The following is a 26,008-nucleotide window of genomic DNA, read 5'->3' on the forward strand; positions in this document are numbered from 1 at the left end:
GGTGCGGGGATTCTCTTCGCCCCCTCCGCCCCTGCCCGTCCCGTATCTGGGGGCTCTGCCCCCGGTCGCCCGAAGGGCTCGTCCTCAAACGCCGGACGGGCTAAAACGGATTTGCGCTGGTCCGCAAGGGTGACGTACTGTTCAGATCAACGGCGCGGGGTGGAGCAGCTCGGTAGCTCGCTGGGCTCATAACCCAGAGGTCGCAGGTTCAAATCCTGTCCCCGCTACTGAAAACCGAAGGCCCGGAACCACTGGTTCCGGGCCTTCGGTGTGTTTGCCGTCGGGATGGTGCGGGGTGGTCAGGCTGCCGCGCAGTTCGGGCAGAGGCCGCGGTAGGTCACCTCGACATCCGAGACCGTGAAGCCGAAGCGCTCCGAGTCGGGGAGATCGGTGAGCGGGTTGCCGTCCGGGTGCACGTCCCGGATCGCGCCGCACCGGGCGCAGACCAGGTGGTGGTGCGGACGGTGCGCGTTCGGGTCGTACCGCTTGGCGCGCTTGTCGGTCGCCACTTCCAGCACCTCGCCGAGTGAGACCAGCTCACCCAGCGTGTTGTAGACGGTCGCCCGGGAGATCTCGGGCAGCTTGGCGACGGCCCGTGCGTGCACCTCGTCAGCCGTCAGATGGACATGATCGCCGTCGAGGACCTCGGCCACGACGCGCCGCTGTGAGGTCATCCGCCATCCGCGTCCGCGCAGTCGTTCCAGCAGGTCGCTCATACGAACCAGCCTAACAGTAAGGGGAACAGAACCCGAACAGGTGTGACTTTGGAGCTTTACTTGATTTAGACCATGTCTAATGTAGGATCTGTTTTGGCATTGGCCAAGGGGCAGGACTTGCACGAATGACGCAGGAGGCGCACGTGACGCAGGGACCGCTTACGACGGAGGCCGGTGCGCCGGTGGCCGACAATCAGAACAGTGAGACCGCGGGCATCGGCGGGCCGTCCTCGTCCAGGACCAGGCGCTGCTCGAGAAGCTCGCGCACTTCAACCGAGAGCGGATCCCGGAGCGCATCGTGCACGCGCGTGGCGCCGGCGCGTACGGCACCTTCACGCTCACCCGTGACGTCTCGCAGTGGACCCGCGCCAAGTTCCTCTCCGAGGTCGGCAAGCAGACCGAGACCTTCCTGCGGTTCTCGACCGTGGCCGGCAACCTCGGTTCAGCGGACGCGGTCCGTGACCCCCGCGGCTTCGCGCTGAAGTTCTACACCGAAGAGGGCAACTACGACCTCGTCGGCAACAACACCCCGGTCTTCTTCATCAAGGACGCCATCAAGTTCCCCGACTTCATCCACACGCAGAAGCGCGACCCGTACACCGGATCGCAGGAAGCCGACAACGTATGGGACTTCTGGGGGCTTTCGCCCGAGTCCACGCATCAGGTGACCTGGCTCTTCGGAGACCGTGGCATCCCGGCGACGCTGCGCCACATGAACGGCTACGGCTCCCACACATACCAGTGGAACAACGAGGCCGGCGAGGTCTTCTGGGTCAAGTACCACTTCAAGACCGATCAGGGGATCAGGAACCTGACCACCGGAGAAGCCGTCCAGCTCTCCGGTATGGACCCCGACAGCCACCAGCGCGATCTGCGCGAGGCCATCGAGCGCGGTGACTTCCCGTCCTGGACCGTGCAGGTGCAGATCATGCCGGCGGCGGAGGCGGCGAACTACCGCTTCAACCCCTTCGACCTCACCAAGGTGTGGCCGCACGAGGACTATCCGCCGGTCGAGATCGGCAGGCTCGAGCTGAACCGCAACCCGGAGAACATCTTCGCCGAGGTCGAGCAGAGCATCTTCTCGCCGGCTCACTTCGTGCCGGGCATCGGGCCCTCGCCCGACAAGATGCTTCAGGGGCGGCTGTTCGCCTACGGCGACGCCCACCGCTACCGCGTCGGCGTCAACGCCGACCATCTGCCGGTGAACCGGCCGCACGCCACCGAGGCGCGCACCAACTCGCGTGACGGCTTCCTGTACGACGGCCGCCACAAGGGTGCGAAGAACTATGAGCCCAACTCCTTCGGTGGGCCCGTCCAGACCGACCGTCCGCTGTGGGTGTCGACCCCGGTCTCCGGCGGAACCGGCAACCATGAGGCTCCGGTTCACGCCGAGGACGACGACTTCGTGCAGGCGGGCAACCTCTACCGGCTGTTCTCCGAGGACGAGAAGGTCCGGCTGATCGAGAACCTGGCGGGCTTCATCGCCAAGGTCTCCCGTGACGACATCGCCGAGCGTGCGATCGACAACTTCCGGCGGGCGGACGGGGAGTTCGGGAAGCGGTTGGAGGCTGCGGTTCTGGGGCTGCGGGGTTGAGGGGCTGACAGTCGGCGGCTGGCTGGAGCGTTATTCGTTGGGGCGGGCCGGATCTCCTGAATCAGGGGGTCCGGCCCGTTTGCGTGGGCGGGGGAGACTCAGACCTGTGCGGGTGTGCGTCGGCGGGTCGGGGCCCAGCAGCGGATGATGTCGCGGACCGAGACGATGCCGACGGGGCCTGTTCCGTCGAGCACGATCAGGTGCCGGAAGCCGCCGTGCGACATGGCTGTCGCGGCTTCCTCCAGGGTCCAGGCGGGGGCGGCGAACACGACGTCGGTGGTGGTGTGGCCGCCTGCGGTCTCGGTGTCCGGGCTCTGGCCGAGGGCCACCGAGTTGAGGATGTCGCGCTCGGTGAGGATTCCTAGTCCGCTGGAGTCCTCGTCGAGGACTACGGCCGCGCCGATACGGCGCGCGGACATCAGGCGGGCCGCTTGGCGGAGGGTGTGTGCCGGGCCGATGGTGAGGACCACCGTGCTCATGGCGTCGCGGACGAGCATGGGCTGGAGCCACCTCCTTGGTGAATCGCTTGTCCTGGTGGGGTGCCGGTTGCTTGGCTGCGCCAGTTCTTCGGGCAGGTGCCGATTCGCCGGCTGAGGCGCCAAGTCCTGTGGCAAGCCGTCATGAGAAGTGATTCACATGTTCACAAGTGGGGGAGCTCTCAGAGTCGCAGGTAAAAGGAGGGTCAACAAGGGGGCGCGTGCGGCGAGTTCGGGGCGCCCGGGGGTTGCGCAGGGGCCTCGCTTCAGTACCGCTGGTTCAGGTATCCCAGCAGTTCGTCGTGGAGGATGCCGTTCGACGCGGCCGCGTTGCCGCTGTGCGGGCCGGGGCGGCCGTCCAGGCCGGTGAAGGAGCCGCCCGCCTCCGTCACGACGATCGCGGTCGCCGCCATGTCCCAGAGGGACAGCTCGGGTTCGGCGCAGATGTCGACGGAGCCCTCGGCGACCATCATGTACGGCCAGAAGTCGCCGTAGCCGCGGGTGCGCCAGACGACCTTCGTGAGGTCGAGGAAGCCGTCGAGGCGGCCCTGGTTCTCCCAGCCGCTGAGGGACGAGTACGCGAAGGAGGCGTCCGCCATGCGGGAGACCTGGGAGACCCGGAGCGGGGACGCTGAGGTGAGGCTGCGGCCCGTGTACGCGCCGTGGCCCTTCGCGGCCCACCAGCGGCGGCCCAGCGCGGGTGCGGAGACCACGCCGACGACCGGCTGGTAGCCGCCCTCGGCTGCCGCCATCAGGGAGATGAGGGTGGCCCAGACGGGTACGCCGCGTACGTAGTTCTTGGTGCCGTCGATCGGGTCGATCACCCAGCGGCGGGGGCCCGTGCCCTCGATGCCGTACTCCTCGCCGAGGATCGCGTCGCGCGGCCTTGCCCGCTGGAGCTGGCCGCGGATGAGTTCCTCGGCGGCCTTGTCCGCCTCGCTCACCGGCGTCATGTCCGGCTTGGTCTCGACCTTCAGGTCGAGCGCCTTGAACCGGGCCATCGTCGCGGCGTCGGCGGCGTCCGCCAGGACGTGGGCGAGACGCAGGTCATCGTGATAGTCGGGCATGAGCGAACCGTATCTGCCTGCTCCTGGGGAGGGCTACATGGGCTGGGAGATCTTCGCGGGGCGGTGCGAGGCGTGGCGCGAGGGGCGGCGCTTGGATGGCGGCGGCTGAGGTCGGCCGGGTCGGCCGGCTGTGCGGGATCGTGTTCGTTCGCATTCCCGCCGGGGGTGGGCCGGGGCCGCGCCGGAGCCTCCGTCCTCGGTCTGGCGCGGAATCGGTTGCCTTTTGAGGTGGGGGTGTTGACGCGCCAGCCGCTGCGGGCGGAGGTTCCGGCGCGGCCCCTTCGGTGGGGGTTCGTCGCCCGGCCGCCCCGCCGCCGAGTCGCCTGGCCGCCCGGCCATCGAGTCGCCGGGCCGCGGGGTCGTCGAGTCGTCGGGCCGCGGGGTCGTCGAGTCGTCGCGTGACGGGCTCGTCCCCGTCGGCGGGTGGGGGGGGCGTGCGGTGGGGGCGTGCGCCTTGGGGTTGTCGCTAACCCTTGACAGTGAACCTGTGCGCGTCAAATCTGAGCTGCGGAGCCGATCGGCCCAGGGAGGCGATGATGCCTGCAGCTCGGGAATCCCTTTTGGACGCCGCCTTTACGGCGCTCGCGCGTCGTGCGTGGTCCGCGGTGCGGATGGTCGATGTGGCCGCTGTCGCCGGGGTGTCGCGCCAGACGCTGTACAACGAGTTCGGGAGCAAAGAGGGGCTTGCGCGTGCCCTCGTACGGCGGGAGGCCGACGCCTATCTCGCGGGGGTCGAGCGTGCGTTGAGCACTCATGTGGACGCGCGTGAGCGGCTGGTGGCGACCGCTGAGTGGACCGCGTCGGCGGCGCGGAGCAATGTGCTCGTACGGGCTTTGCTGACCGGGTGCTGGGGTGAACGGCTGCCTTCGCCGACGCTCTCCGCGGTGCCCTCGTCGTCCGCTGTGCCCGCGCAGCGGCGGGCGGACGGTCCGCTGCCCTCGCCCGCGGACTTCGTGGCGCTGGTCCGTGACCGGGCCGTCGCCTCGCTCTCCGTGTCGAGGGCGGACACGGTCGAACTGGCCCGCTCCTGCGAGCTGGTCGTGCGTCTGTCGCTGTCCTGTGTGGCGGCGCCGCCCGGTGACGGCGGGATCACCGACCTGGTGAAGGCCGCGCTGACCCCGCCGCACCGGCTCAGTTCCTGAGGATCATTTCTTGAGCCAACCGACCTTTGTGAAGTCGTCGTCGGCCAGGCCGCCCGCGCCGTAGTTGGCGAGGTCCGAGCGGACTGCGAGGACCTGGGGGCGTTGGTAGAGCGGGATGGAGTGGCCCAGGGCCCAGATCTTGGTGTCGGCCTCGTTGTAGAGCTTGGCCTGCTCGGTGGGGTCAGTGGTCTCGGCGGCCTGCTTCAGCAGGGTGTCGATCTCCGGGGAGCCGACCGAGCCGTAGTTCTCGTAGAGGTTCTTGCCGGAGGTCTGGCGGTAGATCGGGTACGCCTCGGAGCGGAAGACCTGGTCGACCCAGCGGAAGCTGGTGAGATCGAAGTTGCCGATGGTGACGTATTTCGAGAAGTAGTCGTTGGCGGGCACCTTCTTGAGGGTGACCTTGATCCCGACCGCCGCGAGCTGTGCCTGCACCAGCTCGGCCTGGTCCTCCTGGGCGGTGGTGCTGCCCGAGCTGAGCGTGTAGGCGAGGGTGAGCTGCTTGCCGTCCTTCTCCCGGGTGTCGCCCTTGAGCTTCCAGCCGGCCTCGTCGAGCAGCTTGCCCGCCGCATCGAGGTCGTACGTGCCGTACGTACCGGAGTTGTCCTGGTAGCCGGCCTGGTTGGGCATGAAGAAGTGGCTGCCGTACGGCTCCAGTTCGACCGGGAGGTCCTTGCCGAAGGCGGTGGCGATGGACTTGCGGTCGATGGCGTGCTGGAGTGCCTGGCGGACGCGGACGTCCTTGAGCGGGCCGCTCGCGCCGTTCAGCGTGATGTGGACCTCGTCCCAGCGGGCGCCGGTGCGGATGTCCGTGTCGGCGGCGTTCTCCAGGCGCTTGTAGTCCTCGGGGAGGATCGCCGAGGCGTAGTCGATCTCCTTGTTCAGGTAGGCGTCCGTCCAGGCCGTGTAGTCCAGGGCGCGGAAGACTATGGAGTCCAGCTTGGGCTTCGTGCCCCACCAGTCGGGGTTCGGGACCGCGGTGATCGTCTGGGCGGTCTTGTCGTACGAGGAGATCTTGAAGGCGGCACCGGTGACCGGGATCTTCTCCGTCCAGCCCTTGTTGAACTTGGCCGGGGTGTCGATCGCCACCGCGGGCAGCAGCGGGTCGAACAGCCGCTCCCAGTCGGCGTACGGGGAGGAGTAGGTGACCTTCACCTGGTGGGCGTCGGCGCCCTGCTCGACCTTGCTGATCTGGTCGTAGCCGGAGGTGTTGGCCGCCTCGTACTCCTTGTTCGTGCCGTTGTTCGCCTTCCACAGGGCGTTGAAGTCACGCCAGCTCAGCGACTTGCCGTCGGACCACTTGGCCTTGGGATTGAGCTTGTACACGACGACCTGGGGGCTGGTGGAGGTCACGGAGGCGGAGAGCAGGAAGTTGGTGTTCGGGTGGACTTCGCCGCGTGCGTCGGCGGAGAAGAGGTCGGGCTCGACGAGTTCGTTGATCTCGGCGGCGTCGCCCTGATTGCCGTTGGCGGTATAGCGGTTGAAGTCCGCGATGTACTGGGAGATCGGGAACTTGACGGTGCCGCCCTGCTGGATGTCGTCCAGCGGGTGGGCGTTGATCTGCTGACTGCCGGCCGGGGCGGCGCTCTGCTGAGCCTGGGGCTTGTCGTCGTCGGACGAGCCGCAGCCGCTCACCAGCAACGCGGCGGCCGCGGTGGCGGCGGCCAGGGCCGCGGTGGGGGTTCTGCGCATGTCGGTGTCCTTTGTGGGGTGGACTGTTTGCCTATGCGGTCCCGGCGTGCGCCGGCGGGCATGAGTGGACCCGCCGAACGTAGAACGGCTACGACGGTCGTGGGAGCCGTTCTGGACTGCTGTCATGGTCTCTTCATGTCAGCGCAACAGTGGGCCGGAAGGATGGGTGCTGTGCCTGCCTACCTGGCCAAACGCCTCGGCTATTACGCCGTCCTGCTGCTGGCCGCCGTGTGCCTCTCCTATCTGCTGTCCTCGTACGCGCTCGACCCCCGCGCGTACTACGAGGGCCGGCAGCCGCCCATCTCCCCGGACGCGGTGAACCACCACCTCACCGCGATCGGCGTCAACGACCAGGAGCCGCTGCTGAGCCGCTTCCTGAGCTGGGCGGGGCACGCGGCCCGCGGTGACCTGGGGCAGACGATCGACGGCACCTCCGTCAACGCGGAGTTCGGGCGGCGCGTCGGGGTCAGCCTGCGGCTGCTGCTCGCGGGGACCCTGCTCGGCACGGTCGCGGGCGTGCTGATCGGAGCTTGGACGGCGGTGCGCCAGTACCGCTTCAGCGACCAGGCCGTGACACTCGCGTCCTTCGCGCTGCTCTCGACTCCCGTGTTCCTGCTGGCGGTTCTGCTCAAGACCGGGGCCATCTGGTTCAACCAGATGACCGGGACGGATCTCATCCAGTTCACCGGGGAGAAGAGTCCGGGTCTTGAGGGCGGGTTCGGGACCGTGCTCAGGGACCGGGCGGTGCACCTGCTGCTGCCGACGCTTTCCGTCGCCCTCTTCGGCATCGCGAGCTACAGCCGCTACCAGCGCAACACCATGCTCGACGTGCTCGGCTCCGACTATCTGCGCACGGCGCGGGCGAAAGGGCTCAGCCGTCGGGCCGTACTGCTCAAGCACGGACTGCGGACGGCCCTGATCCCGATGTCGACCTACTTCTCGTACGGCTTCCTCGCCCTCTTCACCGGCGCCATCTTCACCGAGACGATCTTCGGCTGGCACGGCATGGGGGAGTGGTTCATCTCCTCCATCGGCAAGAACGACGTGAACTCGGTCGTTGCCGTCAATCTCTTCGCCGCGGTCACCGTGCTGCTGTCCGGCTTCCTCGCGGACGTGCTGCACGCCGCGCTCGACCCGCGTATCCGGCAGGCGTCATGACGGCCACCATCACCCCGACCGCGGTCGTACGGCCGGTGGGGCGCGGGTCCGTCGTGCTGCGCCGCTTCGTCCGCCATCGGGGCGCGCTCGCCGGGGCCGTCGTCCTCGTGCTGCTGTTCCTGCTGGCCTTCGTCGGGCCGTACGTCACCCCGTGGTCGTACAGCCACATCGACTACACCGCGCTGCGGTCGGGACCCAGCGCCGAGCACTGGTGGGGGACCAACCGGATCGGGCAGGACGTGTTCGCGCAGACCGTGCGGGGGCTGCAGAAGTCGTTGCTCATCGGGTTGCTGGTGGCGGTCTTCTCGACCGGGCTCGCCTCGCTTGTCGGTGCGTGTGCCGGGTACTTCGGGGGGTGGGCCGACCGGGCGCTGATGTTCTTCGTCGATCTGCTGCTGGTCTTCCCGTCCTTTCTCATCATCGCGGCCGTCTCGCCGCGGATGCCCAGCGGCAGCTGGTTCGTGCTCGTCGTACTGCTCGCCGTCTTCGGATGGATGATCACCGCGCGGGTGGTGCGGTCGATGACGCTGTCCCTGAAGGAGCGCGAATTCGTGCGCGCGGCACGGTTCATGGGGGTCGGCCCGTTCCGGATCATCTGGCGGCATGTGCTGCCGAACGTCGCCTCCTTCCTGATCATCGACGCGACCATCGCGGTGGGCGGGGCCGTGATGAGCGAGACCGCGCTGTCGTACTTCGGGTTCGGCGTCCAGTCCCCCGACGTCTCGCTCGGGACGCTGATCGCCTCGGGGACCGGTGCGGCCGTGACGTACCCCTGGATGTTCTTCTACGCGGCCGGGCTCCTGGTCGTGTTCGTGCTGGCGGTGAACCTGGTGGGGGACGGGCTGCGGGACGCGCTGGATCCGACTTCGCGCCGAAGGAACGCGCTGGACTCGACTTCGCGCCGAAGGAAAGACGCGCTGGACCCGACCTCGCGCCGAAAGAAAGAGGCCTCCCGGTGACCTCGGTGACCCCGGTGCTCGAAGTGGCAGGCCTGGACGTCGACTTCGACGGCAGACCCGCCGTCCGTGACGTGAGCTTCTCGCTGACCCGCGGTGAAGTCCTCGGCCTGGTCGGCGAATCAGGGTCGGGGAAGTCCGCCACCGCGCTCGCCGTCCTTGGGCTGCTGCCCGACAACGCGGCCGTACGAGGGTCCGTGCGGCTCGACGGACAGGAGCTGATCGGCGCCGGTGAACGGGAGTTGACGCGGATCAGGGGCAGCCGCGTCGCCATGGTCTTCCAGGACCCGCTTTCCGCGTTCACGCCGGTCTACCGGATCGGCGACCAGATCGCGGAGGCCGTACGAGCACATCAGGACGTCTCCCGGGAACGCGCCCTGGAGCGCGCGGCCGAACTGCTCGACCTCGTCGGCATTCCCGCGTCCCGGGCGCGAGCGTTCCCGCACGAGTTCTCCGGCGGAATGCGCCAGCGTGCCATGATCGCCATGGCGATGGCGAACGAACCCGACGTGATCCTCGCCGACGAGCCGACCACCGCCCTCGACGTCACCATCCAGGCCCAGGTGCTCGACGTGCTGCGCACGGCCCAACGGGAGACCGGCGCCGCCCTGCTCCTGGTCAGCCACGATCTCGGCGTGATCGCCGGGATGGCGGACCGGGTGGCCGTCATGTACGAGGGGCGGGTGGTCGAGGCGGGGACCGCCGTGGAGGTCTTCGGGCGGCCGCGCGAGCCGTACACCCGGCAGCTGATCGCGGCCGTGCCCCGACTCGATGACGTACGGCCCCGTGCGACCGAACTCCGCACGGGAGAAACCGTGTTGAAGGTGCGCGGGCTGACGAAGACCTTCCCGCTCCTCAAGGGGAGCGTCTTCAAGCGGAGGGTCGGGAGTGTGTACGCCGTCGACGGCGTCGATCTCGACATCCGGCGGGGGGAGACCCTGGCGCTCGTCGGGGAGTCGGGGTCGGGCAAGTCGACAACCCTCTTCGAGCTGCTCGAACTGGCCGAACCCGAGGGCGGCTCCGTGGAGTTGTTCGGGCAGCGGCTCGGGACACTGGGGAAAGCCGAGCTGAACGCGCTGCGCCGGCGGATGCAGATCGTCTTCCAGGATCCGATGGCCTCCCTCGACCCGCGTATGCCGGTCGGCGACATCATCGCCGAGCCCTTGCGCACCCAGGGCGCCGACCGGGCGACGATCGCCCGGCGCGTCCCCGAACTGCTCGCTCAGGTCGGGCTCGAAGCGGCGCACGCAGGGCGCTTCCCGCACGAGTTCTCCGGCGGTCAGCGCCAGCGCGTCGGCATCGCGCGGGCGCTGTCGGTCGAACCGGAACTGCTGGTCCTGGACGAGCCGGTGTCCGCGCTTGACGTCTCCGTCCAGGCCGGGGTCCTCGAACTCCTCGACCGGCTGAAGAACGAGCTGGGGCTCGCCTATCTGTTCGTCTCGCACGACCTGTCCGTCGTACGGCACATCGCGGACCGCGTGAGCGTCGTCTACCTCGGCCGGACCGTCGAGTCGGGCTCGGTCGAGGAGGTCTTCGAGCGCCCCCGGCACCCTTATACGCAGGCCCTGCTGTCCGCCGTACCGCTGCCCGATCCGGAGCGCGAGCGGGAGCGGCAGCGCACCCGGATCCTGCTGGCCGGGGACCCGCCGAGCCCGACCGAGCGGTACGAGGGCTGCCGGTTCCGGGCGCGCTGCCCGCTGTACGCCGGGCTCGACGAGGGGGAGCGGAAGCGGTGCGCCCACGACGTGCCCGAGCTGGACGGGGACGGGGCCGCCTGTCACTTCCCGCGGGTACGCGAAGTCATCTGACGGTCAGGGAGAGATGCAGGGAGCGATACGTGAGTGACCGTCAGTGGGCCGAGCCCGAGAGCTGAAGTCCGATGACCCCCGCGATCACGAAGCCGATCGATACGAGCTTCAGGGTCGACACCAGGTCGCCGAGGAAGATCATGCCGTAGATCGCGGTGCCCGCCGCGCCGATGCCGGTCCACACCGCGTACGCGGGGCCGACGTCCAGCTTCTTCAGGGAGAGGGTCAGCAGGCCGAAGCTGCCGAGCGCGAAGATGCAGAACGCGACCGTGGGCCAGAGTCTGGTGAAGCCGTGCGAGAGCTTCAGGCAGACGGCGAAGCCGGTTTCCAGCAGTCCTGCCACAACGACCAGCAGCCATGCCATGGCTTGTCCTCCCACGTCCGAACGTCGACTGCTTGGTCTGGTGTGTGTGGTTCAGGTCAGCGGTTTCCCGGGGCACTCGGTGCGATTATGCATTTACCGGCGCGGTACGGGCGCAAACAACGCGGAGGTCGTAGGGGGAACAAGCGGTGTCAGTCGCCCTCGTGGCGCTCCCTCGTCGCGAGCAGCCGGCGCAGGGAGTAGAGGCGGGCGGGGTCCGCGTGACCGTCGGCCACCCACTGGTCCAGTGCGCAGTCCGGCTCGTCGTGACTGCACGCGCGCGGGCAGCCCTCGGTGCCCGGTTCGAGGTCGGGGAAGGCCTTGATGACGCGGGAGGGGTCCACGTGATGCAGGCCGAAGGACCGCAGGCCCGGGGTGTCGACGACCCAGCCCGCGCCTTCCGGCAGTGGGATCGCGCGTGCCGAGGTGGTGGTGTGCCGGCCGCGCCCGGTGACTGCGTTGACATGGCCGGTGGTTCGCCGCCTGTCCCGTGAGACCAGTGCGTTGACCAGGGTCGTTTTTCCTACGCCGGAGTGTCCGATGAACGCCGTGATCTTGTTGTTCAGTTGCTCGCGTACCCGGTCCACGGCGTGGCCGTCCTCGAACTCCTCGCGGGTGGTGACGACGTAGGGGATGTCCAAGTCGCCGTACAGCTCAAGGAGTTTGTCCGGTGGGGCGAGGTCCGACTTCGTCAGGACGAGGAGGGGTGTCAGGCCGCCGTCGTACGCCGCCACCAGGCAGCGGTCGATCAGGCGCGGGCGCGGCTCGGGGTCGGCGAGGGCCGTGACGATGGCGAGCTGGTCGGCGTTGGCGACGACCACGCGCTCGAACGGGTCGTCGTCGTCGGCCGTGCGGCGCAGCACCGAGGTGCGCGGCTCGATGCGGACGATGCGGGCGAGGGTGTCCTTGGCGCCGGAAAGGTCACCGATGATGGCGACACGGTCACCGACCACCGCCGCCTTGCGGCCCAGTTCGCGGGCCTTCACGGCCATCACGACACGGTCGTCGACGAGGCAGGTGAGCCGTCCTCGGTCGACGGTGAGGACCATGCCCTCCGAGGCGTCCTCGTGCTTGGGGCGGATGTTCGTACGCGGACGGTTGCCCTTGCGGTTGGGGCGGGTGGGGATGTCGTCCTCGTCGGGGTTCTTGCCGTAGCGGCGCATGATCGTGATCCGCCCGTCAGTTCCCGAGCATTCCGGTCCAGAGATCGGGGAAGTCCGGGAGGGTCTTCGCCGTCGTCGCCACGTTCTCGATCTGTACGCCCTCCACCGCCAGCCCGATGATCGCGCCGGCGGTCGCCATGCGGTGGTCGTCGTAGGTGTGGAAGATGCCGCCGTGCAGTCGGCGCGGGCGGATGTGCAGGCCGTCGGCGGTCTCGGTGACGTCGCCGCCGAGTTCGTTGATCTCCTTGGTGAGCGCGGCCAGGCGGTCCGTCTCGTGCAGGCGGAGGTGCGCCACTCCGCGCAGGGTCGAGGGGGAGTCGGCGAGGGCCGCCACCGCCGCGATGCCGGGGGTCAGCTCGCCGACCTCGCTCAGGTCCACGTCGATGCCGTGGACCGAGCCCGAGCCGGTGAACTCAAGGCCTGCCTCGGTCAGTTCGCAGGAACCGCCCATATCGGTGAAGATCTCCCGCAGCTTGTCGCCGGGCTGAGTGGTGTGCGCGGGCCAGTCGGGTACGACGACCTTGCCGCCGGTCACCAGGGCCGCCGCCAGGAACGGCTGCGCGTTGGACAGATCCGGCTCGACGGTGAGGTCGCGACCGAGCAGGGCGCCCGGTGTGACCCGCCAGACGTTGGGCTCGCCGCCCGACTCCGGGGTGTCCACCTGCGCGCCGACCGCGCGCAGCATGTCGACCGTCATCCGGATGTGCGGCATGGAGGGCAGCGAGGAGCCGATGTGGCGGACCTCCACGCCCTGGTTGAAGCGCGGGCCGGAGAGCAGGAGGGCGCTCACGAACTGCGAGGACGAGGACGCGTCGATCTCCACCGGGCCGCCGTCCAGGGCGCCGCCGCCCTGCACGGTCAGCGGCAGGGCGCCGCGGCTGTCGTCGTCGATCCGGGCGCCGAGCAGGCGCAGCGCGTCGATCACAGCTGTCAGGGGGCGCTCGTACGAACGCGGGTCGCCGTCGAAGCGGATGGGGCCGTCGGCGAGCGCGGCGACCGGCGGCAGGAAACGCATCACCGTGCCGGCGTTGCCGACGTCGACCGTGGCCGGGCCGTGCAGGCCCGAGGGGATGACCCGCCAGGCCTCGCCCGAGGCGTCCGGGCCCACGGCGACCGTGGAGCTGGACGACACCGTCTCCTCGATGCCCACGCCCATCGCGCGCAGCGCGCCCGCCATCAGCAGGGTGTCGCGGGAGCGGAGCGGGCGGCGCAGCCAGCCGGGCTCGGAAGCGAGGGCCGCGAGGACCAGCGCGCGGTTGGTGACCGACTTGGACCCCGGTACGTGGACCGTCGCGTCGACGGCCCCGCTCGCGTGCGGGGCGGGCCAGAGGGCGGTGTGGACGGGGTTAACGGTCATGCGCCCCACTTTAGTGGGGGTTCGCTGCGCTGGGTTTGGCCGGGGAACGGCCCGGGCAGATCCCCGCGCCCTGAAACGCCGTCCACTGAGCTTCCATGGCGATCAGACCTCCAGGAGCCATCGGCCCCCGCCTATCAAGGAGCACAGGGACACCGCGTGGAACAGGAACAGCCACAGGCCCGCCGGTACGTGTGTGAGGCGGGACAGCTGGTCAGCGTCCGAGTCGCCCGCGCCGCCGCGGCGTCGCTTGGCCTGGAGTTCGAAGGCCGGGCGGACGCCTCCGACCAGCAGGAACCACACCACCGCGTACGCGAACGCCGCCTGGACCTGGGGTCCGGCGAGCCAGGACACCACCACGAAGGTGCCGCCGGTGAGGAGCACCGTGAGCGCGCCGTACGCGTTGCGGATCATCACCAGCATCGCCACGAGCAGGACCGTGGCCAGCCACAGCAGCGCGGTGATGTGGCCCGCGCCGAGCAGTGCGGCGCCGCCGAGGCCGAGCAGCGGGGGAGCGGTGTAGCCCGAGGCGGCGGTGAGGATCATGCCGAGCCCGGTGGGCTTGCCGCGGCTGACGGTGAGGCCGCTGGTGTCGGAGTGCAGCCGGATGCCGCTGAGGCTGCGCCCGGTCAGCAGGGCGACCAGGCCGTGGCCGCCCTCGTGCGCGATGGTGATGGCGTTGCGGGCGAGCCGCCAGACGCCGTGCGGCACGGTCACGGCGAGGGCCGCGACCAGAGTGGCTATCACCACCCACAGATCGGGGTCCGGCTGGCTGCCGAAAACCTGGTCCCAGAGGTCTGGCAGCGAGGTGGCTGCGGTGCTGTCCATTGTCGGCGGTGGCTCCCTCTGGGGTCGTGGAATCTGGCAGTGTGGCACGTATGTGCGGACGGTATGCAGCGAGTCGTGGGCCCGAGGATCTCGCAAGAATCTTTGAGATCGAGAAGTGGGAGCCGGAGGAGGTTCTGGCCCCCGATTTCAACGTGGCCCCGACCAAAGAGGTCTATGCGGTTCTCGACCGTCCCGTTAAGGACGCCGGCACCTCGGAACCGGTTCGCCAGCTGCGCACACTCAAGTGGGGGCTCGTTCCGTCCTGGGCCAAGACGCCCGAGGGCGGCGCGCGGATGATCAACGCGCGCGCCGAGACCGTCCACGAGAAGCCCTCGTACCGACGTGCCTTCGCCACCCGGCGCTGCATCATCCCCGCCGACGGCTATTACGAGTGGGTCACCGGGGCCGGTGAGCGCGATCTGGAGGTCGAGGGTAAGAAAAAGCGGCCGCGCAAGCAGCCGTACTTCGTGACGCCGGCCGACGGCTCGGTCTTCGCGATGGCCGGGCTGTACGAGTTCTGGCGGGACCGGACGCTTCCTGACGAGCATCCGCTGGCCTGGTGGGTGACGTGCTCCGTCATCACGACCGAGGCGGAGACGACGCCGCTCGCGGTGGCCCCCGGCGACGGGCCGCACGCCCTCGCCGACATCCATCCCCGTATGCCCTTGATGCTCACGCCGGACCGCTGGGACGCGTGGCTGGATCCAGCGCGGACGGATGTCGAGGACCTGCGGTCGTTGCTCGCTCCGCCTCCGGCGGGGTTGATGCGGGCGTATCCCGTCTCCACGGCCGTGAGCAATGTGCGCAACAACGGGCCGGAGCTGTTGAAGGAGCTGGAGGGGCCGGAAGAGGGCACACTCTTCTGACGTGAGTTCTGATGTGACTGAGGTCGTAGATACCGACGCCGGTACCGCCCGCGTCACCTGGCACCGGGCGCCTGACGCGCGGCTTGTCCTCGCTGTCGGTCATGGGGCGGGTGGGGGGATCGAGGCGCGGGATCTTCAAGCGCTGGCGCGGGTGCTGCCGGCGCACGGGGTGAGTGTCGCGCTGGTCGAGCAGCCGTGGCGGGTGGCCGGAAAGAAGGTGGCGCCGGCGCCGAAGACGCTCGACGTGGGGTGGCGGGGGGTGTGGCCCGCGGTGGCCGGGCCCGGGCTTCCGGTGGTCGCGGGCGGGCGCAGTGCCGGAGCCCGCGTGGCCTGTCGTACGGCGGTGGAGCTGGGGGCCGCTGCCGTGCTCGCGCTCAGTTTCCCTCTGCATCCGCCGGGCAGGCCCGAGAAGTCGCGCGCCGACGAGCTGCTCGGCTCCGGGGTGCCCACCCTCGTCGTACAGGGCGGCAACGATCCGTTCGGGAAACCCGAGGAGTTCCCGGCGGGGTCGTACGAGATCGTCGAGGTGCCGTACGGCGATCATGGCTTCGCCGTCCCGATGGGGGTCCCCCCGCGCGAGCGAAGTCGAGCGCGGGGGAGGGCGCCGATCGACCAGGACGAGGCTGTGAAGATCATCACTGACGGCGTTGTGAAGTGGACCTTGTCACTCGGATAACCCCCGGGAATGTTGAGCGGCGGACCTCTGTTGTGCGAGTACAGACACGGAACGTGTGCTTGACCGTTCGTACGAGAGGAAGTCCGCCGCATGGGTTCGACCATCTGCCCGAGCCGCAACAGCAGCGCTGACCTGGACTGGACGGTGCTGCACGCGGGTAAGAGCGCGCCTATTCGGGCGGCGGCGGGTGTCGATGTTCGTCTATCCTCCGATTCCAGTGGGACCGGTTTCGGTCTCGCTACGTCGCTGGAGGAGGTGGGTCCGGTCACTGGGACCGACGCAGGGACCGAACATGGCCAGGCGGACCAGCCCGAGGGCCAGGGCACGAGCGACGCGACCACGGAATCGTCCACGGAGCGCAGCGCGCGCTTCGAGCGGGACGCGCTCGAATTCCTCGACCAGATGTACTCGGCCGCGCTGCGCATGACGCGCAATCCGGCCGACGCCGAGGACCTGGTGCAGGAGACGTACGCGAAGGCGTACGCGTCCTTCCACCAGTTCCGCGAAGGCACCAACCTCAAGGCGTGGCTCTACCGCATCCTCACCAACACCTTCATCAACTCGTACCGCAAGAAGCAGCGTGAGCCCCAGCGCAGTGCGGCCGAGGAGATCGAGGACTGGCAGCTGGCGCGCGCCGAGTCGCACATGTCGACCGGTCTGCGCTCAGCCGAGTCGCAGGCGCTCGACCACCTGCCCGACTCGGACGTCAAGTCGGCGCTGCAGGCGATCCCCGAGGAATTCCGGATCGCCGTCTATCTCGCGGACGTAGAGGGCTTTGCGTACAAGGAGATCGCGGACATCATGGGGACACCCATCGGCACGGTGATGTCCCGACTGCACCGCGGCCGTCGTCAACTGCGCGGCATGCTCGAGGACTACGCGCGTGACCGCGGGCTGGTTCCGGCCGGTGCCGGAGAGTCGAACGAAGCGAAAGGCTCGGGCTCATGAGCTGCGGAGAGCCGCACGAGACGGACTGCAGTGAGGTACTCGACCATCTTTACGAGTTCCTCGACCACGAGATGCCGGACGCGGACTGCACCAAGTTCGAAGTGCATTTCGAGGAGTGCTCGCCGTGCCTGGAGAAGTACGGGCTCGAGCAGGCCGTGAAGAAGCTCGTCAAGCGCTGCTGCGGTCAGGACGATGTGCCGACCGACCTGCGCGCCAAGGTCATGGGCCGCATCGATCTGATTCGGTCCGGGCAGACCGTGCCCGAGCATGACGTGGCCGCCGCGCCCCAGGAGTCCTGAGCCACCGGCTCGGGAGCCAGGGAGTCCTGAGCCATCGGCTCGGAGGCGTTCCCGCAGGGCTTCTCGTCACCCGAACGTGCTAATCCGTGGGCTCTGAGCCCACGGATTAGGCCGTTGGTGTCCTGCCGCCTTTCCCGCCGCCCTAGGCTCCGGATCCTGGAGTCAAGGAGGGGACGAGGAGATGGGGTCGGTGCCGGCGTCGGCCCGTGTGTACGTGGCCTGTGTCGTTCTCGGTGCCCTGGCCTGTCTTGCCTCGCTGCCGACCGTCCGGGTTCCCTGGTGGATCGTCGCGCTGCTCTCCACCCTCTACGCCGGGTGTGAGCGGATCACCCTCCCGCGCGGGCCCAGGACCGCGGGTGTCCCCGGCCGCGAGGCCCCCAAAGGGATGGGCACCTTTCTCCCCGTGCTGCTGGCCGGGGCCTTTCTGTTGCCGCCCCCGGCCGCCGCGCTCGTCGCGCTGCCGGGGGCTTTGTTCGCCCGGGTCGAGCAGCGGCCGCGGTGGCTGCGCCGGGTCTGGCGGGCGGCGCAGCTCGCCGTCGCGATCTGGGCGGCCTCCCGGGTGCACTGGGCGCTGGGCGGCCGGGACGCCGTGGTCGCGCCCGACTTTCCGTACGCGCTCGTGCCCGCCGGAGCCGCGGTGCTGACCTTCTGCCTGGTGCTCACCCTCCTCGACGGCGGCATTCTCGCGCTGGCCGAGCGGGTGCCGGTGCGCGGCGCCTGGCGCGGGCTCTTTCCGCGCTCGCTGGCGCCCGTCGCCGTGCACGGGCTCGCGGGGCTGATGATGGCGGTGTTGTGGCGCAGTCCGTACGGGCCTGTCGCCGCGCTGCTCGTGCTGTTGCCGATGTACGTCTCCTGCTGGGTGTTCGCCCAGTACCACCGGGAGCGTGCCGCCCACCAGGCCACCATTCGCGCGCTCGTCCAGGCCGTCGACATCAAGGACGGGTACACGCGCGGGCACAGTGAACGGGTCGGGCAGGCGTCGATGATGATCGCGCGTGAACTCGGCATGAACGACGAGCGGGTCGAGGTGCTGCGGTTCGCCGGGATCCTGCACGACGTGGGGAAACTGGGGGTTCCCACCCGGTTGCTGCGGAAGGACGGGCCACTGACTCCCGAGGAGCGGCGGGTCATCGAGCTGCATCCCGAGTACGGGCACGAGATGGTGCGGGGCATCGGGTTTCTGGGGGAGGCCCGGTCGGCGATTCTGCATCACCATGAACGGCTGGACGGGAGCGGGTACCCGTACGGGCTGATGGGGGCGCAGATTCCGGAGTTCGCCCGGGTGGTGGCTGTCGCGGACGCGTTCGACGCGATGACGTCCACGCGGTCCTATCGGCGGGCGCGGCCGGTGCCGGCGGCGCTGGAGGAGCTCGAGCGGTGTGCGGGGTCGCAGTTCGATCCGGGGATGGTGGGAGCGTTGGCGCGGGCGCTCGGCCGGTACGGGTGGCGTCCCGCCGTCACGGCTGACACCAACACGCCGCTTCGCGGCGGAGTTTGCCCGCCCGCTACGCCACTCGTTTCCAGTCGACTGGAAGGGCACCCGACCAACGTCGGCAGGAGGGGCCCATGAGTCCCCCTCACCTCCCGTTCACCCTCACTCTCGTCCGCACCTTCACTCTCCTCCTCGCCCTCGTCTCCCTTGCCGTCACCTTCTGGACCGGCCTCGAAGACCGTGGCGTCGCGCTCGCCTTCGGTGTCCTGATCGCGGTGGGCGAACTCACCCGGTGGAGTGGCGCCGAAGAACGGGAGTCCGCTCCGCTCGGGGCCGCGGGGGCGCTGTCGTACGCGCTGCTCGGGGAGAACGCCGGGCAGGCGACGCATCACGGGGCGCTTCAGGTCGTCGCGGTGGTCACGGCGGCCGCCCTCCTGGGATGTGTGCCCCATGTGGCCAGGGGGCACGGGCCGACCGTCGACCACCTCACGCGGCGGGTGCTCACCGTCGGATTCGCGGCCGTGTGCTTCCAACCCCTTTACAACCGGGGGGAGTTCCTGGAGTGGGGCGGTCCCGCGTACGCCCTGTTGCTGGTCGCGCTGCTGGTGCTCACCGCGCTGTGTGATGCCGTGCTCGCGGCGGCGATGGCGCATTCGCGGACCCGGTGGCCGTTCGGGCCGCTGCTGCGGGACGAGTTGCGGGCCACGCTGGGCATCGGGTCCGCCGTGTGTGCGACGGGGGCCGTGATGGCGCTGGCCGTCGCGGTGGTCGGGCTCTGGGCGCTGCCCGTGTTCTCACTGCCGTTGCTGCTCACGCAGCTGTCCTTTCGGCGGTATGCCGCCGTGCGGGTCACCTACCGGCAGACCATCGCCTCACTTGCCCGGGCCACCGAGATCGCGGGGTACACGCCTGCCGGGCACGCCCGGCGGGTGGCCGAGCTCAGCCGGGCCGTCGGACGCGAGCTGGGCCTTTTGGAGCCCGACCTGACCGTGTTGGAGTACGCCGCACTGATGCACGACATCGGACAGCTCAGCCTCCTCGACCCGGTTCCGGCCGGGGCCACCGCCGTGCTCCCCGCGGACGAACAGCGGCGGATAGCGCTGCTCGGCGGTGCCGTCGTACGGCAGACGGGTGTCGACGCGGAGGTGGCGGTGGTGGTGGAGCGGCAGGCCGATCCGTACCGGGAGCAGCCGGTCACCGCACGGATTGTGCGGGCCGTGAACGCATACGAGGAGATGGCCAGGGAAGCAGGGCCCACAGGCCCGCTCACCGCACTGGAGAAGCTGCGCCTGGGCACCGCCCGCGACTATCAGCCGGAGGTCGTGGAGTCGCTGGCCAGGGTGCTGTTGCGGGGCGGCCTTAGCCTGCCCCAGGCTGGGTAACCCATGGGTAATGAGCGGCCGTCCGACGGTACGTGGTTGGATGCGAGGAAGAGGGTGTTCGGGGGCACGGGCCAGCCGGCGGCTGCGCTGTCCTCCGGGGACTCTTCAAGGAACTTTTCGAAGGACCGGCAGGCGGGAATCGCAAGGAACTGGCAGGCGGGAATCGTGAGGATCTTCGGCAAGGGACGACACCGGCCCTCCGCCTCATGGCGGCAGGCCACCGACCGTGCGTTCACGCTGATCGGCGACGGACGGTACGAGGACGCGGGCGCGCTGCTGACGCGCGCCGCGGACCTGGAGCCGTGGCTGTCCGAGTCCTGGTTCAACCTGGCGCTGCTGCACAAGTTCCGGCACGACTGGGAGCAGGCGCGGGCGGCGGGACTGAGGGCCGTGGCTCTCCTCGACCGGGAGACGGGCGCACCTGACTGGTGGAACGTGGGCATTGCCGCGACCGCACTCCAGGACTGGCCGCTGGCCCGCCGTTCCTGGCAGGCGTACGGGCTGCGGGTGCCCGGCGGCGCCGCCGTCTCCGGGGAACCGGTGGGCATGGACCTCGGCAGTGCGGCCGTACGGCTGTCTCCTGAGGGTGAGGCCGAGGTCGTGTGGGGGCGGCGGCTCGACCCCGCCCGCATCGAGGTGCTGTCCATTCCGCTGCCTTCCTCCGGGCGGCGCTGGGGTGAGGTCGTCCTGCACGACGGGGTGCCGCACGGCGAGCGGACGACCGCCGCCGGGCACGCCTACCCCGTGTTCGACGAGATCGAGTTGTGGGCGCCGTCGCCGGTGCCCACCTGGGTGGTCCTGCTCGAAGCGGCCACCGAGGACGACCGGGACGCCCTGGAGCAGCTCGCCGCGGACGCCGGCTTCGCGGCCGAGGACTGGTCGTCATCCGTACGGCTGCTGTGTCGTATGTGCTCCGAGTCGCGCATGCCGTCCGACGAGGGCGACGGTGAGCATCTCGACCCGCACGACCACAGCGAGCCCGGCCACCCGGGGCCGCTGGGCCACCGCACCGACGGGCAGCTGTGGGTGCCCGAGCGCGAATGCGGACTTGCCGCGCCGGCCTCGCTGGTGCGCGGCCTGCTCGACGGCTGGGTCGCCGACAGCCCGGACAGCCGGGACTGGCGGGATCTGGAAGAGGTCTGCTGAGCGGTCGCCGAGGATCGCCGGACAGTCACCCGTCCGCTCCCCGTAGGCTGTACCCGCAGATTTCAGGGATTCAGGAAGGCGTACGTCGGTCATGGCGCAGCAGGACACCGATCAGCAGCACGCGGGCGTGCTCCCCGTGGACGACGAGGGCTTCGTCATCGACACCGAGGACGGCGAGGAGCGTGAGGCCGCCTACCGGGAGCGCGGTACCTCGCGGCCGATCACCGTCGTTGGGAACCCGGTGCTGCACAAGGAGTGCAGGGACGTCACCGAGTTCGGCGACGAACTGGCGCAGCTGGTCGCCGACATGTTCGCCAGCCAGCACACCGCGGAGGGCGTGGGCCTGGCCGCCAACCAGATCGGCGTCGACCTGAAAGTGTTCGTGTACGACTGCCCCGACGACGACGGCAAGCGGCACACCGGCGTGGTCTGCAACCCCGTGCTCGTCGAACTGCCCGCCGAGCAGCGCCGCCTGGACGACAGCAACGAAGGCTGCCTCTCCGTACCGACCGCGTACGCGCCGCTCGCACGCCCCGACTACGCCGAGGTCACCGGGCAGGACGAGAAGGGCAACCCGATCAAGGTGCGTGGCACCGGCTACTTCTCGCGCTGCCTCCAGCACGAGACGGACCATCTGTACGGGTACCTGTACATCGACCGGCTCTCCAAGCGCGAGCGCAAGGACGCGCTGCGGCAGATGGCCGAGAACGAGCCGCGCTATCCCATCGTGGCGAACGGCTGAGCAGGGCCCGTACGAACGGCTGAGCGCAGCCCGTACGAGCATCTGAGCAGCCATGACGAACGCCTGAGGCGGCACGGTGAACGTCTGAGACAGAAAATGACAGTTGGTGCTCGCGATCTCTCGTGAGTCATCACCTTGGTTCTGCCTCCGCGGCGCCTGGTCAGAGACCTCCTGACCAGGCGCCGTTCGTATGTGCGTCGCACGTTCGATCCCATGTGCTCATCAAGTGATCCAGATTCAGTCATACAAGGGGAGATTCTCGGCACCATGGGGTAGTGAGTGGAGCAAATCCGTTCCCAGAACGGTCAGTTGTGGTGCTGAATAGGAAGTGCGGGGATACGCAACGGCGCACGCCCGGCACAGCGGGAGGGGCGTGACGCCAACAGGCGGCTGAGAGGGGTTTGTTCGTGCATGCTTTCTCACAGAGCACTTCATCGACACCAACAGTGGTCGCGGTCCCACCGGCGCTCTCTCTCCCGGTGATCGAGGCCGAGTTTCCCCGTCAACTCCATCCGTATTGGCCCAGGCTCCAGGAGAACACCCGGGGCTGGCTCCTCGAAAAGCGGCTGATGCCGCCCAACAAGGTCGAGGAATATGCCGACGGCCTGTGCTACACGGACCTCATGGCGGGCTACTACATTGGCGCCCCCGACGAGGTCATGCAGGCGATAGCGGACTACAGCGCGTGGTTCTTCGTCTGGGACGACCGCCACGACCGCGATGTGATCCACGGTCGGCCGGGCGCCTGGCGGACGCTCAGGTTCCAATTGCATGCGGCCCTCGACTCACCCGGGAACCATCTGCACCACGAGGATCCCCTGGTCGCGGGGTTCGCGGACAGCATGGTGCGGCTGTACTCGTTCCTCGGCACGAAGTGGAACGAGCGGTTCGCACTCCACTTCCACGCGGTGATCGAGGCGTACGACCGGGAGTTCCACAATCGTACGGTCGGCACGATTCCGACGGTCGAGGAATACCTCGAACTCCGTCGGCTGACGTTCGCGCACTGGATCTGGACCGACCTTCTCGAACCCAGCGCGGGGTGTGAACTCCCCGCCTCGGTCCGGAATCATCCGGCATTTCGGAAGGCTGCTCTGCTCAGCCAGGAATTCGCCGCCTGGTACAACGATCTGTGTTCGCTCCCCAAGGAAATAGCGGGCGATGAGGTCCACAATCTCGGAATCAGTCTCATTCACCATGAGGGGCTGAATCTCGAAGAGGCCGTCACGGAAATCCGGCGACGTGTCGAGGAATGCATCAGCGAATTCTCGGCCGCCGAAAAAGACGTGTTACGGCTCGCGGACACTCTCGCGAACGGGACGGTGCAGGGCAAGGAATCGAGCGTCGCCCTGAAGGCGTGCGTGGGCAATATGCGGAACTGGTTCAGTTCCGTGTACTGGTTCCACCACGAGTCGGGCCGGTACATGGTCGACAGCTGGGACGACCGCTCCACACCCCCGTACGTCAACAATGAAGCGGCAGGTGAGAAATGACCGTCGAGTCTGTGCGACCTGACGTCCCTCGGACGCTGGAGCTGTCCACCCCACCCCTCGCGGGCGGCGGTGTGCCCGTCCTCGGCCACGGCTGGAAACTGGTCCGTGATCCGCTCGGCTTCCTGACCCAGCTCCGCGACCACGGCGACGTCGTCCGGCTGAAGATGGGCCCCAAGACGGTGTACGCGGTCACCACCCCTGAGCTCACCGGGGCGCTGGCACTGAACCCCGACTACGCGATCGGCGGCCCGCTGTGGGAGTCCCTCGAAGGGCTCCTCGGCAAGAAGGGAGTCGCCACCGCCAACGGTCCGCAGCACCGGCGCCAGCGGCGGACGATACAGCCCGCGTTCCGGCTCGACATCATCCCCGAGTACGGACCGATCATGGAGGAGGAGGCTCGTGCGTTCGCGGCACGCTGGGAGCCCGGCGGCGCCGTGGACTGCACCTCGGAGTCGTTCCGCGTCGCTGTCCGGATAGCGGCTCGCTGCCTGCTGCGCGGCCAGTTCATGGACGAGCGGGCCGAGCGGCTGAGCATCGCGCTCGCCACCGTCTTCCGCGGCATGTACCGGCGCATGGTCATCCCGGCCGGACCGTTCTATCGGCTGCCGCTGCCGGCCATCCGCAAATTCGACCGTGCGTTGGCCGATTTGCACGCACTTGTCGATGAGATCATCGACGAACGCCGTACATCTGGTCAAAAGCCGGACGATTTGCTGACAGCATTGCTGGAAGCGAAGGACGACAACGGCGACCCCATCGACGAACAGGAGATCCACGACCAAGTCGTCGCGATACTCACCCCCGGCAGCGAAACCATCGCGTCCACGGTCATGTGGCTGCTGCAAGTCCTCACCGCGTATCCGGAACAGGCGCAGCGGATCAGCGAGGAGGTCGAATCCGTCACGGGCGGCCGGCCCGTGGCATTCGGCGATGTCCGGAAGCTGACGCACACGAACAATGTCGTCGTCGAGGCGATGCGTTTGCGTCCCGCCGTATGGATATTGACGCGGCGGGCGGTGACCGAAACCGAGCTGGGCGGCTATCGCATTCCGGCCGGTGCCGACATCGTCTACAGTCCGTACGCGATCCAGCGCGACCCGCGGTCGTACGAGCGCCATCTCGATTTCGATCCCGACCGCTGGCTTCCGGAACGGTCCAAAGACGTGCCGAAGCACGCGATGCGCCCGTTCAGCGTGGGGAACCGGAAGTGCCCGAGCGACCACTTCTCGATGGCGCAACTGAGCCTCATCACGGCGACGGTCGCGTCCAGGTGGCGCTTCGAGCAGGTGTCCGGATCCGATGACGCGACACGCGTCGGCATCACCCTGCGGCCGCACCGACTGCGGCTGAAGGCCGCTCCGCGCTGACCCCGCGTCCGTACTGGTGCGCGTTCAGGCAGCCTGCGGGCCTCTGAACGTGCGCCGGTACGCCTGCGGGGTCGTCCCCAGGCTCCGTACGAACTGATGGCGCAGCGCCGCCGCGTTCCCGAACCCTGTGCGGCCCGCGATCGCGTCCATCGTCTCGTCCGAGGACTCCAGCAAGTCCTGCGCCAGCAGCACCCGTTGGCGCAGGATCCAGCGGTACGGCGTGGTGCCCGTCTCCTGCTGGAAGCGGCGCGCGAAGGTGCGGGGCGACATGTGGGCGCGAGCCGCGAGCTGTTCGACGGTCACCTCCTCGTCGAGGTGGCGCTCCATCCACACCAGCACCTCGCCGACCGTGTCGCACTCGCTGCGCGGCAGCGGCCGCTCGATGTACTGGGCCTGGCCTCCGTCGCGATGCGGCGGCACCACCATGCGCCGCGCGATGGCGTTGGCGACCTCGGGGCCCTGTTCCTTGCGGACGATATGCAGGCAGGCGTCGATTCCAGAGGCGGTGCCGGCCGAGGTGATGACGGGATCCTCGTCGACGTACAGCACGTCGGGCTCGACGATCGCCCGCGGGTACTGCCGGGCCAGCTCGTCGACGTGCTGCCAGTGCACCGCACACCGCCGCCCGTCCAGGAGTCCGGCCGCCCCGAGTACGAAGGCACCGGAGCAGACGCTGAGCACCCGGGCGCCCCGGTCCACCGCCCGGCGCAGCGCGTCGAGCAGCCCGGGCGGATAGGCGCGTACCGCATAGGTGTTCCCGGCCGGTACGACGACCAGGTCGGCCTCGTCGAGCCGGTCGAGGCCGTACGGGGTGGAGACCGTGAACCCGGGGATGTGGGTACGGAGCGTCGGGCCCTCCGCCGAAACGACCGCGAAGTCGTACACGGGCAGCCCCTCGTCGCTGCGATCGAGGCCGAACACCTCGCAGACGACGCCGAGTTCGAAGGGGTGTACGCCGTCGAGCAGGGCGACGGCCACGTTCTTCAGCATGTTTTCCAGTATGCCTCAGAAGTGGCAGCAATTCGAGGGTGTGCGGCAGTCCTGCCACTGACCGTGGCGGGCGATCGGCGCGACAGTGGAGGACATGAACGCACTCACAGACACACTCACCGTCCTCGGAACCTTCCTGATCCTGGCCCTTCCCGCACTGGTCGGATACGCCCACGAGTGGCGTATCGACCGGCAGCTCCGTGCGGCGGTCGCGCACCGGTCCGGCCAGGCCTCGGCCTCGACCGAGCGGGGTCTGCGCGGTCTTACCACGCACGATGTCGCGCGTGCGGCGTGAGAAGCGACAAAAAGGTGACCGCCCCCGGCCTCATGGCCCGGGGCGGTCACTGTGACAGCA

At 69.0% G+C, this 26,008-nt stretch carries 24 protein-coding genes, 1 tRNA gene and 1 pseudogene; 17 read left to right on the forward strand and 9 right to left on the reverse strand.

Annotated features, from left to right (window positions below):
- Window positions 1–153: 153 nt before the first annotated feature.
- Window positions 154–227 (forward strand) — tRNA-Met (locus tag AB0N66_RS36960).
- Window positions 228–299: 72 nt separating this feature from the next.
- On the opposite strand, the gene AB0N66_RS36965 is transcribed toward AB0N66_RS36960, so the two are convergent.
- Window positions 300–716, reverse strand: coding sequence for a Fur family transcriptional regulator (locus tag AB0N66_RS36965; RefSeq protein WP_365443365.1), 417 nt, complete (start codon window positions 714–716; stop codon window positions 300–302).
- 125 nt (window positions 717–841) lie between these two features.
- Here AB0N66_RS36965 and AB0N66_RS36970 point away from each other — a divergent pair.
- Window positions 842–2,310: pseudogene (locus tag AB0N66_RS36970) on the forward strand (catalase).
- A 98-nt stretch (window positions 2,311–2,408) separates the two neighbouring features.
- Here the strand turns inward: AB0N66_RS36970 and AB0N66_RS36975 are convergent.
- Complete coding sequence (locus tag AB0N66_RS36975) at window positions 2,409–2,807, reverse strand: CBS domain-containing protein (protein ID WP_365443367.1); 399 nt, start codon at window positions 2,805–2,807, stop codon at window positions 2,409–2,411.
- 245 nt (window positions 2,808–3,052) lie between these two features.
- Window positions 3,053–3,853, reverse strand: a complete 801-nt coding sequence (hisN, locus tag AB0N66_RS36980) for a histidinol-phosphatase (RefSeq protein WP_365443369.1) — start codon at window positions 3,851–3,853, stop codon at window positions 3,053–3,055.
- A gap of 536 nt (window positions 3,854–4,389) precedes the next feature.
- On the opposite strand from hisN, the gene AB0N66_RS36985 reads away from it, so the two are divergent.
- Complete coding sequence (locus tag AB0N66_RS36985) at window positions 4,390–4,995, forward strand: TetR/AcrR family transcriptional regulator (RefSeq protein WP_365443371.1); 606 nt, start codon at window positions 4,390–4,392, stop codon at window positions 4,993–4,995.
- 3 nt (window positions 4,996–4,998) lie between these two features.
- Here AB0N66_RS36985 and AB0N66_RS36990 read toward each other — a convergent pair whose 3' ends face one another.
- The gene (locus AB0N66_RS36990) at window positions 4,999–6,684 is read right to left on the reverse strand and encodes an ABC transporter family substrate-binding protein (RefSeq protein ID WP_365443373.1); all 1,686 of its coding nucleotides are present in this window, start codon (window positions 6,682–6,684) and stop codon (window positions 4,999–5,001) included.
- Between the two features lie 171 nt (window positions 6,685–6,855).
- Between AB0N66_RS36990 and AB0N66_RS36995 the strand changes: the two genes are divergently transcribed.
- The 3 genes from AB0N66_RS36995 to AB0N66_RS37005 are packed head-to-tail and all read left to right on the forward strand — an operon-like array spanning window position 6,856 to window position 10,606.
- The gene (locus AB0N66_RS36995) at window positions 6,856–7,842 is read left to right on the forward strand and encodes an ABC transporter permease (RefSeq protein WP_365443375.1); all 987 of its coding nucleotides are present in this window, start codon (window positions 6,856–6,858) and stop codon (window positions 7,840–7,842) included.
- A complete protein-coding gene (locus tag AB0N66_RS37000; RefSeq protein WP_365443377.1) occupies window positions 7,839–8,801 on the forward strand; it encodes an ABC transporter permease in 963 nt (320 codons plus the stop codon). Before AB0N66_RS36995 ends, AB0N66_RS37000 begins: the two co-directional genes overlap by 4 nt.
- A gap of 5 nt (window positions 8,802–8,806) precedes the next feature.
- Window positions 8,807–10,606 carry an ABC transporter ATP-binding protein gene (locus tag AB0N66_RS37005; RefSeq protein ID WP_365443423.1) on the forward strand — a complete coding sequence of 600 codons (1,800 nt, stop codon included), beginning with the start codon at window positions 8,807–8,809 and terminating at the stop codon, window positions 10,604–10,606.
- A 40-nt stretch (window positions 10,607–10,646) separates the two neighbouring features.
- On the opposite strand, the gene AB0N66_RS37010 is transcribed toward AB0N66_RS37005, so the two are convergent.
- The 4 genes from AB0N66_RS37010 to AB0N66_RS37025 form a co-directional block, all read right to left on the reverse strand.
- Window positions 10,647–10,970, reverse strand: coding sequence for a multidrug efflux SMR transporter (locus AB0N66_RS37010; protein ID WP_365443379.1), 324 nt, complete (start codon window positions 10,968–10,970; stop codon window positions 10,647–10,649).
- Window positions 10,971–11,119: 149 nt separating this feature from the next.
- Entirely contained in the window at window positions 11,120–12,130 is a 1,011-nt protein-coding gene (rsgA, locus tag AB0N66_RS37015; RefSeq protein WP_365443381.1) for a ribosome small subunit-dependent GTPase A, read from the reverse strand.
- A 16-nt stretch (window positions 12,131–12,146) separates the two neighbouring features.
- A complete protein-coding gene (gene aroA, locus AB0N66_RS37020) occupies window positions 12,147–13,487 on the reverse strand; it encodes a 3-phosphoshikimate 1-carboxyvinyltransferase (RefSeq protein WP_365443383.1) in 1,341 nt (446 codons plus the stop codon).
- 102 nt (window positions 13,488–13,589) lie between these two features.
- Window positions 13,590–14,312, reverse strand: a complete 723-nt coding sequence (locus tag AB0N66_RS37025; protein WP_365443385.1) for a M50 family metallopeptidase — start codon at window positions 14,310–14,312, stop codon at window positions 13,590–13,592.
- Between the two features lie 50 nt (window positions 14,313–14,362).
- Between AB0N66_RS37025 and AB0N66_RS37030 the strand changes: the two genes are divergently transcribed.
- The 10 genes from AB0N66_RS37030 to AB0N66_RS37075 all read left to right on the forward strand — a co-directional run bounded on the left by AB0N66_RS37030 (window position 14,363) and on the right by AB0N66_RS37075 (window position 24,663).
- Window positions 14,363–15,178: an SOS response-associated peptidase gene (locus AB0N66_RS37030; protein WP_365443387.1), complete on the forward strand. Its 816-nt coding sequence runs from the start codon at window positions 14,363–14,365 to the stop codon at window positions 15,176–15,178.
- Window position 15,179: 1 nt separating this feature from the next.
- Window positions 15,180–15,854, forward strand: a complete 675-nt coding sequence (locus tag AB0N66_RS37035) for an alpha/beta family hydrolase (RefSeq protein ID WP_365443389.1) — start codon at window positions 15,180–15,182, stop codon at window positions 15,852–15,854.
- Between the two features lie 255 nt (window positions 15,855–16,109).
- Window positions 16,110–16,802 (forward strand): RNA polymerase sigma factor SigR, encoded by a 693-nt coding sequence (sigR, locus tag AB0N66_RS37040; protein WP_365443425.1) that lies wholly within the window; start codon window positions 16,110–16,112, stop codon window positions 16,800–16,802.
- Complete coding sequence (gene rsrA, locus AB0N66_RS37045; protein WP_365443391.1) at window positions 16,799–17,101, forward strand: mycothiol system anti-sigma-R factor; 303 nt, start codon at window positions 16,799–16,801, stop codon at window positions 17,099–17,101. The genes sigR and rsrA overlap by 4 nt, the downstream gene beginning before the upstream one ends.
- 181 nt (window positions 17,102–17,282) lie before the next feature.
- Complete coding sequence (locus tag AB0N66_RS37050) at window positions 17,283–18,671, forward strand: HD domain-containing phosphohydrolase (RefSeq protein ID WP_365443393.1); 1,389 nt, start codon at window positions 17,283–17,285, stop codon at window positions 18,669–18,671.
- Window positions 18,668–19,915 (forward strand): HD domain-containing protein, encoded by a 1,248-nt coding sequence (locus AB0N66_RS37055; RefSeq protein ID WP_365443395.1) that lies wholly within the window; start codon window positions 18,668–18,670, stop codon window positions 19,913–19,915. The genes AB0N66_RS37050 and AB0N66_RS37055 overlap by 4 nt, the downstream gene beginning before the upstream one ends.
- Window positions 19,916–20,080: 165 nt before the next feature.
- Window positions 20,081–21,061 carry a hypothetical protein gene (locus AB0N66_RS37060; protein WP_266454525.1) on the forward strand — a complete coding sequence of 327 codons (981 nt, stop codon included), beginning with the start codon at window positions 20,081–20,083 and terminating at the stop codon, window positions 21,059–21,061.
- A gap of 91 nt (window positions 21,062–21,152) precedes the next feature.
- Window positions 21,153–21,803 (forward strand): peptide deformylase, encoded by a 651-nt coding sequence (def, locus tag AB0N66_RS37065; RefSeq protein ID WP_365443397.1) that lies wholly within the window; start codon window positions 21,153–21,155, stop codon window positions 21,801–21,803.
- 407 nt (window positions 21,804–22,210) lie between these two features.
- Window positions 22,211–23,296, forward strand: a complete 1,086-nt coding sequence (gene cyc1, locus AB0N66_RS37070) for an epi-isozizaene synthase (protein ID WP_365443399.1) — start codon at window positions 22,211–22,213, stop codon at window positions 23,294–23,296.
- Window positions 23,293–24,663, forward strand: a complete 1,371-nt coding sequence (locus tag AB0N66_RS37075) for a cytochrome P450 (protein WP_365443401.1) — start codon at window positions 23,293–23,295, stop codon at window positions 24,661–24,663. The genes cyc1 and AB0N66_RS37075 overlap by 4 nt, the downstream gene beginning before the upstream one ends.
- A gap of 24 nt (window positions 24,664–24,687) precedes the next feature.
- Here AB0N66_RS37075 and AB0N66_RS37080 read toward each other — a convergent pair whose 3' ends face one another.
- On the reverse strand, window positions 24,688–25,653 hold the full coding sequence (locus AB0N66_RS37080; RefSeq protein WP_365443403.1) for a helix-turn-helix domain-containing protein: 966 nt from the start codon (window positions 25,651–25,653) through the stop codon (window positions 24,688–24,690).
- Between the two features lie 94 nt (window positions 25,654–25,747).
- Here AB0N66_RS37080 and AB0N66_RS37085 point away from each other — a divergent pair, with 94 nt between their 5' ends.
- Window positions 25,748–25,948, forward strand: a complete 201-nt coding sequence (locus tag AB0N66_RS37085; RefSeq protein WP_365443405.1) for a hypothetical protein — start codon at window positions 25,748–25,750, stop codon at window positions 25,946–25,948.
- Window positions 25,949–26,008: the final 60 nt, after the last annotated feature.

This window comes from Streptomyces sp. NPDC093544 (assembly GCF_040683495.1).
Classification (GTDB): Bacteria; Actinomycetota; Actinomycetes; order Streptomycetales; family Streptomycetaceae; genus Streptomyces.

Coding starts and splice junctions, on each gene's coding strand:
- AB0N66_RS36965 (WP_365443365.1), bottom strand. CDS start 716: ATGAGCGACCTGCTGGAACGACTGCGCGGACGCGGATGGCGGATGACC.
- AB0N66_RS36975 (WP_365443367.1), bottom strand. CDS start 2,807: ATGCTCGTCCGCGACGCCATGAGCACGGTGGTCCTCACCATCGGCCCG.
- hisN (WP_365443369.1), bottom strand. CDS start 3,853: ATGCCCGACTATCACGATGACCTGCGTCTCGCCCACGTCCTGGCGGAC.
- AB0N66_RS36985 (WP_365443371.1), top strand. CDS start 4,390: ATGCCTGCAGCTCGGGAATCCCTTTTGGACGCCGCCTTTACGGCGCTC.
- AB0N66_RS36990 (WP_365443373.1), bottom strand. CDS start 6,684: ATGCGCAGAACCCCCACCGCGGCCCTGGCCGCCGCCACCGCGGCCGCC.
- AB0N66_RS37000 (WP_365443377.1), top strand. CDS start 7,839: ATGACGGCCACCATCACCCCGACCGCGGTCGTACGGCCGGTGGGGCGC.
- AB0N66_RS37010 (WP_365443379.1), bottom strand. CDS start 10,970: ATGGCATGGCTGCTGGTCGTTGTGGCAGGACTGCTGGAAACCGGCTTC.
- rsgA (WP_365443381.1), bottom strand. CDS start 12,130: ATGCGCCGCTACGGCAAGAACCCCGACGAGGACGACATCCCCACCCGC.
- aroA (WP_365443383.1), bottom strand. CDS start 13,487: ATGACCGTTAACCCCGTCCACACCGCCCTCTGGCCCGCCCCGCACGCG.
- AB0N66_RS37025 (WP_365443385.1), bottom strand. CDS start 14,312: ATGGACAGCACCGCAGCCACCTCGCTGCCAGACCTCTGGGACCAGGTT.
- AB0N66_RS37030 (WP_365443387.1), top strand. CDS start 14,363: ATGTGCGGACGGTATGCAGCGAGTCGTGGGCCCGAGGATCTCGCAAGA.
- rsrA (WP_365443391.1), top strand. CDS start 16,799: ATGAGCTGCGGAGAGCCGCACGAGACGGACTGCAGTGAGGTACTCGAC.
- AB0N66_RS37050 (WP_365443393.1), top strand. CDS start 17,283: ATGGGGTCGGTGCCGGCGTCGGCCCGTGTGTACGTGGCCTGTGTCGTT.
- AB0N66_RS37055 (WP_365443395.1), top strand. CDS start 18,668: ATGAGTCCCCCTCACCTCCCGTTCACCCTCACTCTCGTCCGCACCTTC.
- def (WP_365443397.1), top strand. CDS start 21,153: ATGGCGCAGCAGGACACCGATCAGCAGCACGCGGGCGTGCTCCCCGTG.
- AB0N66_RS37075 (WP_365443401.1), top strand. CDS start 23,293: ATGACCGTCGAGTCTGTGCGACCTGACGTCCCTCGGACGCTGGAGCTG.
- AB0N66_RS37080 (WP_365443403.1), bottom strand. CDS start 25,653: ATGCTGAAGAACGTGGCCGTCGCCCTGCTCGACGGCGTACACCCCTTC.
- AB0N66_RS37085 (WP_365443405.1), top strand. CDS start 25,748: ATGAACGCACTCACAGACACACTCACCGTCCTCGGAACCTTCCTGATC.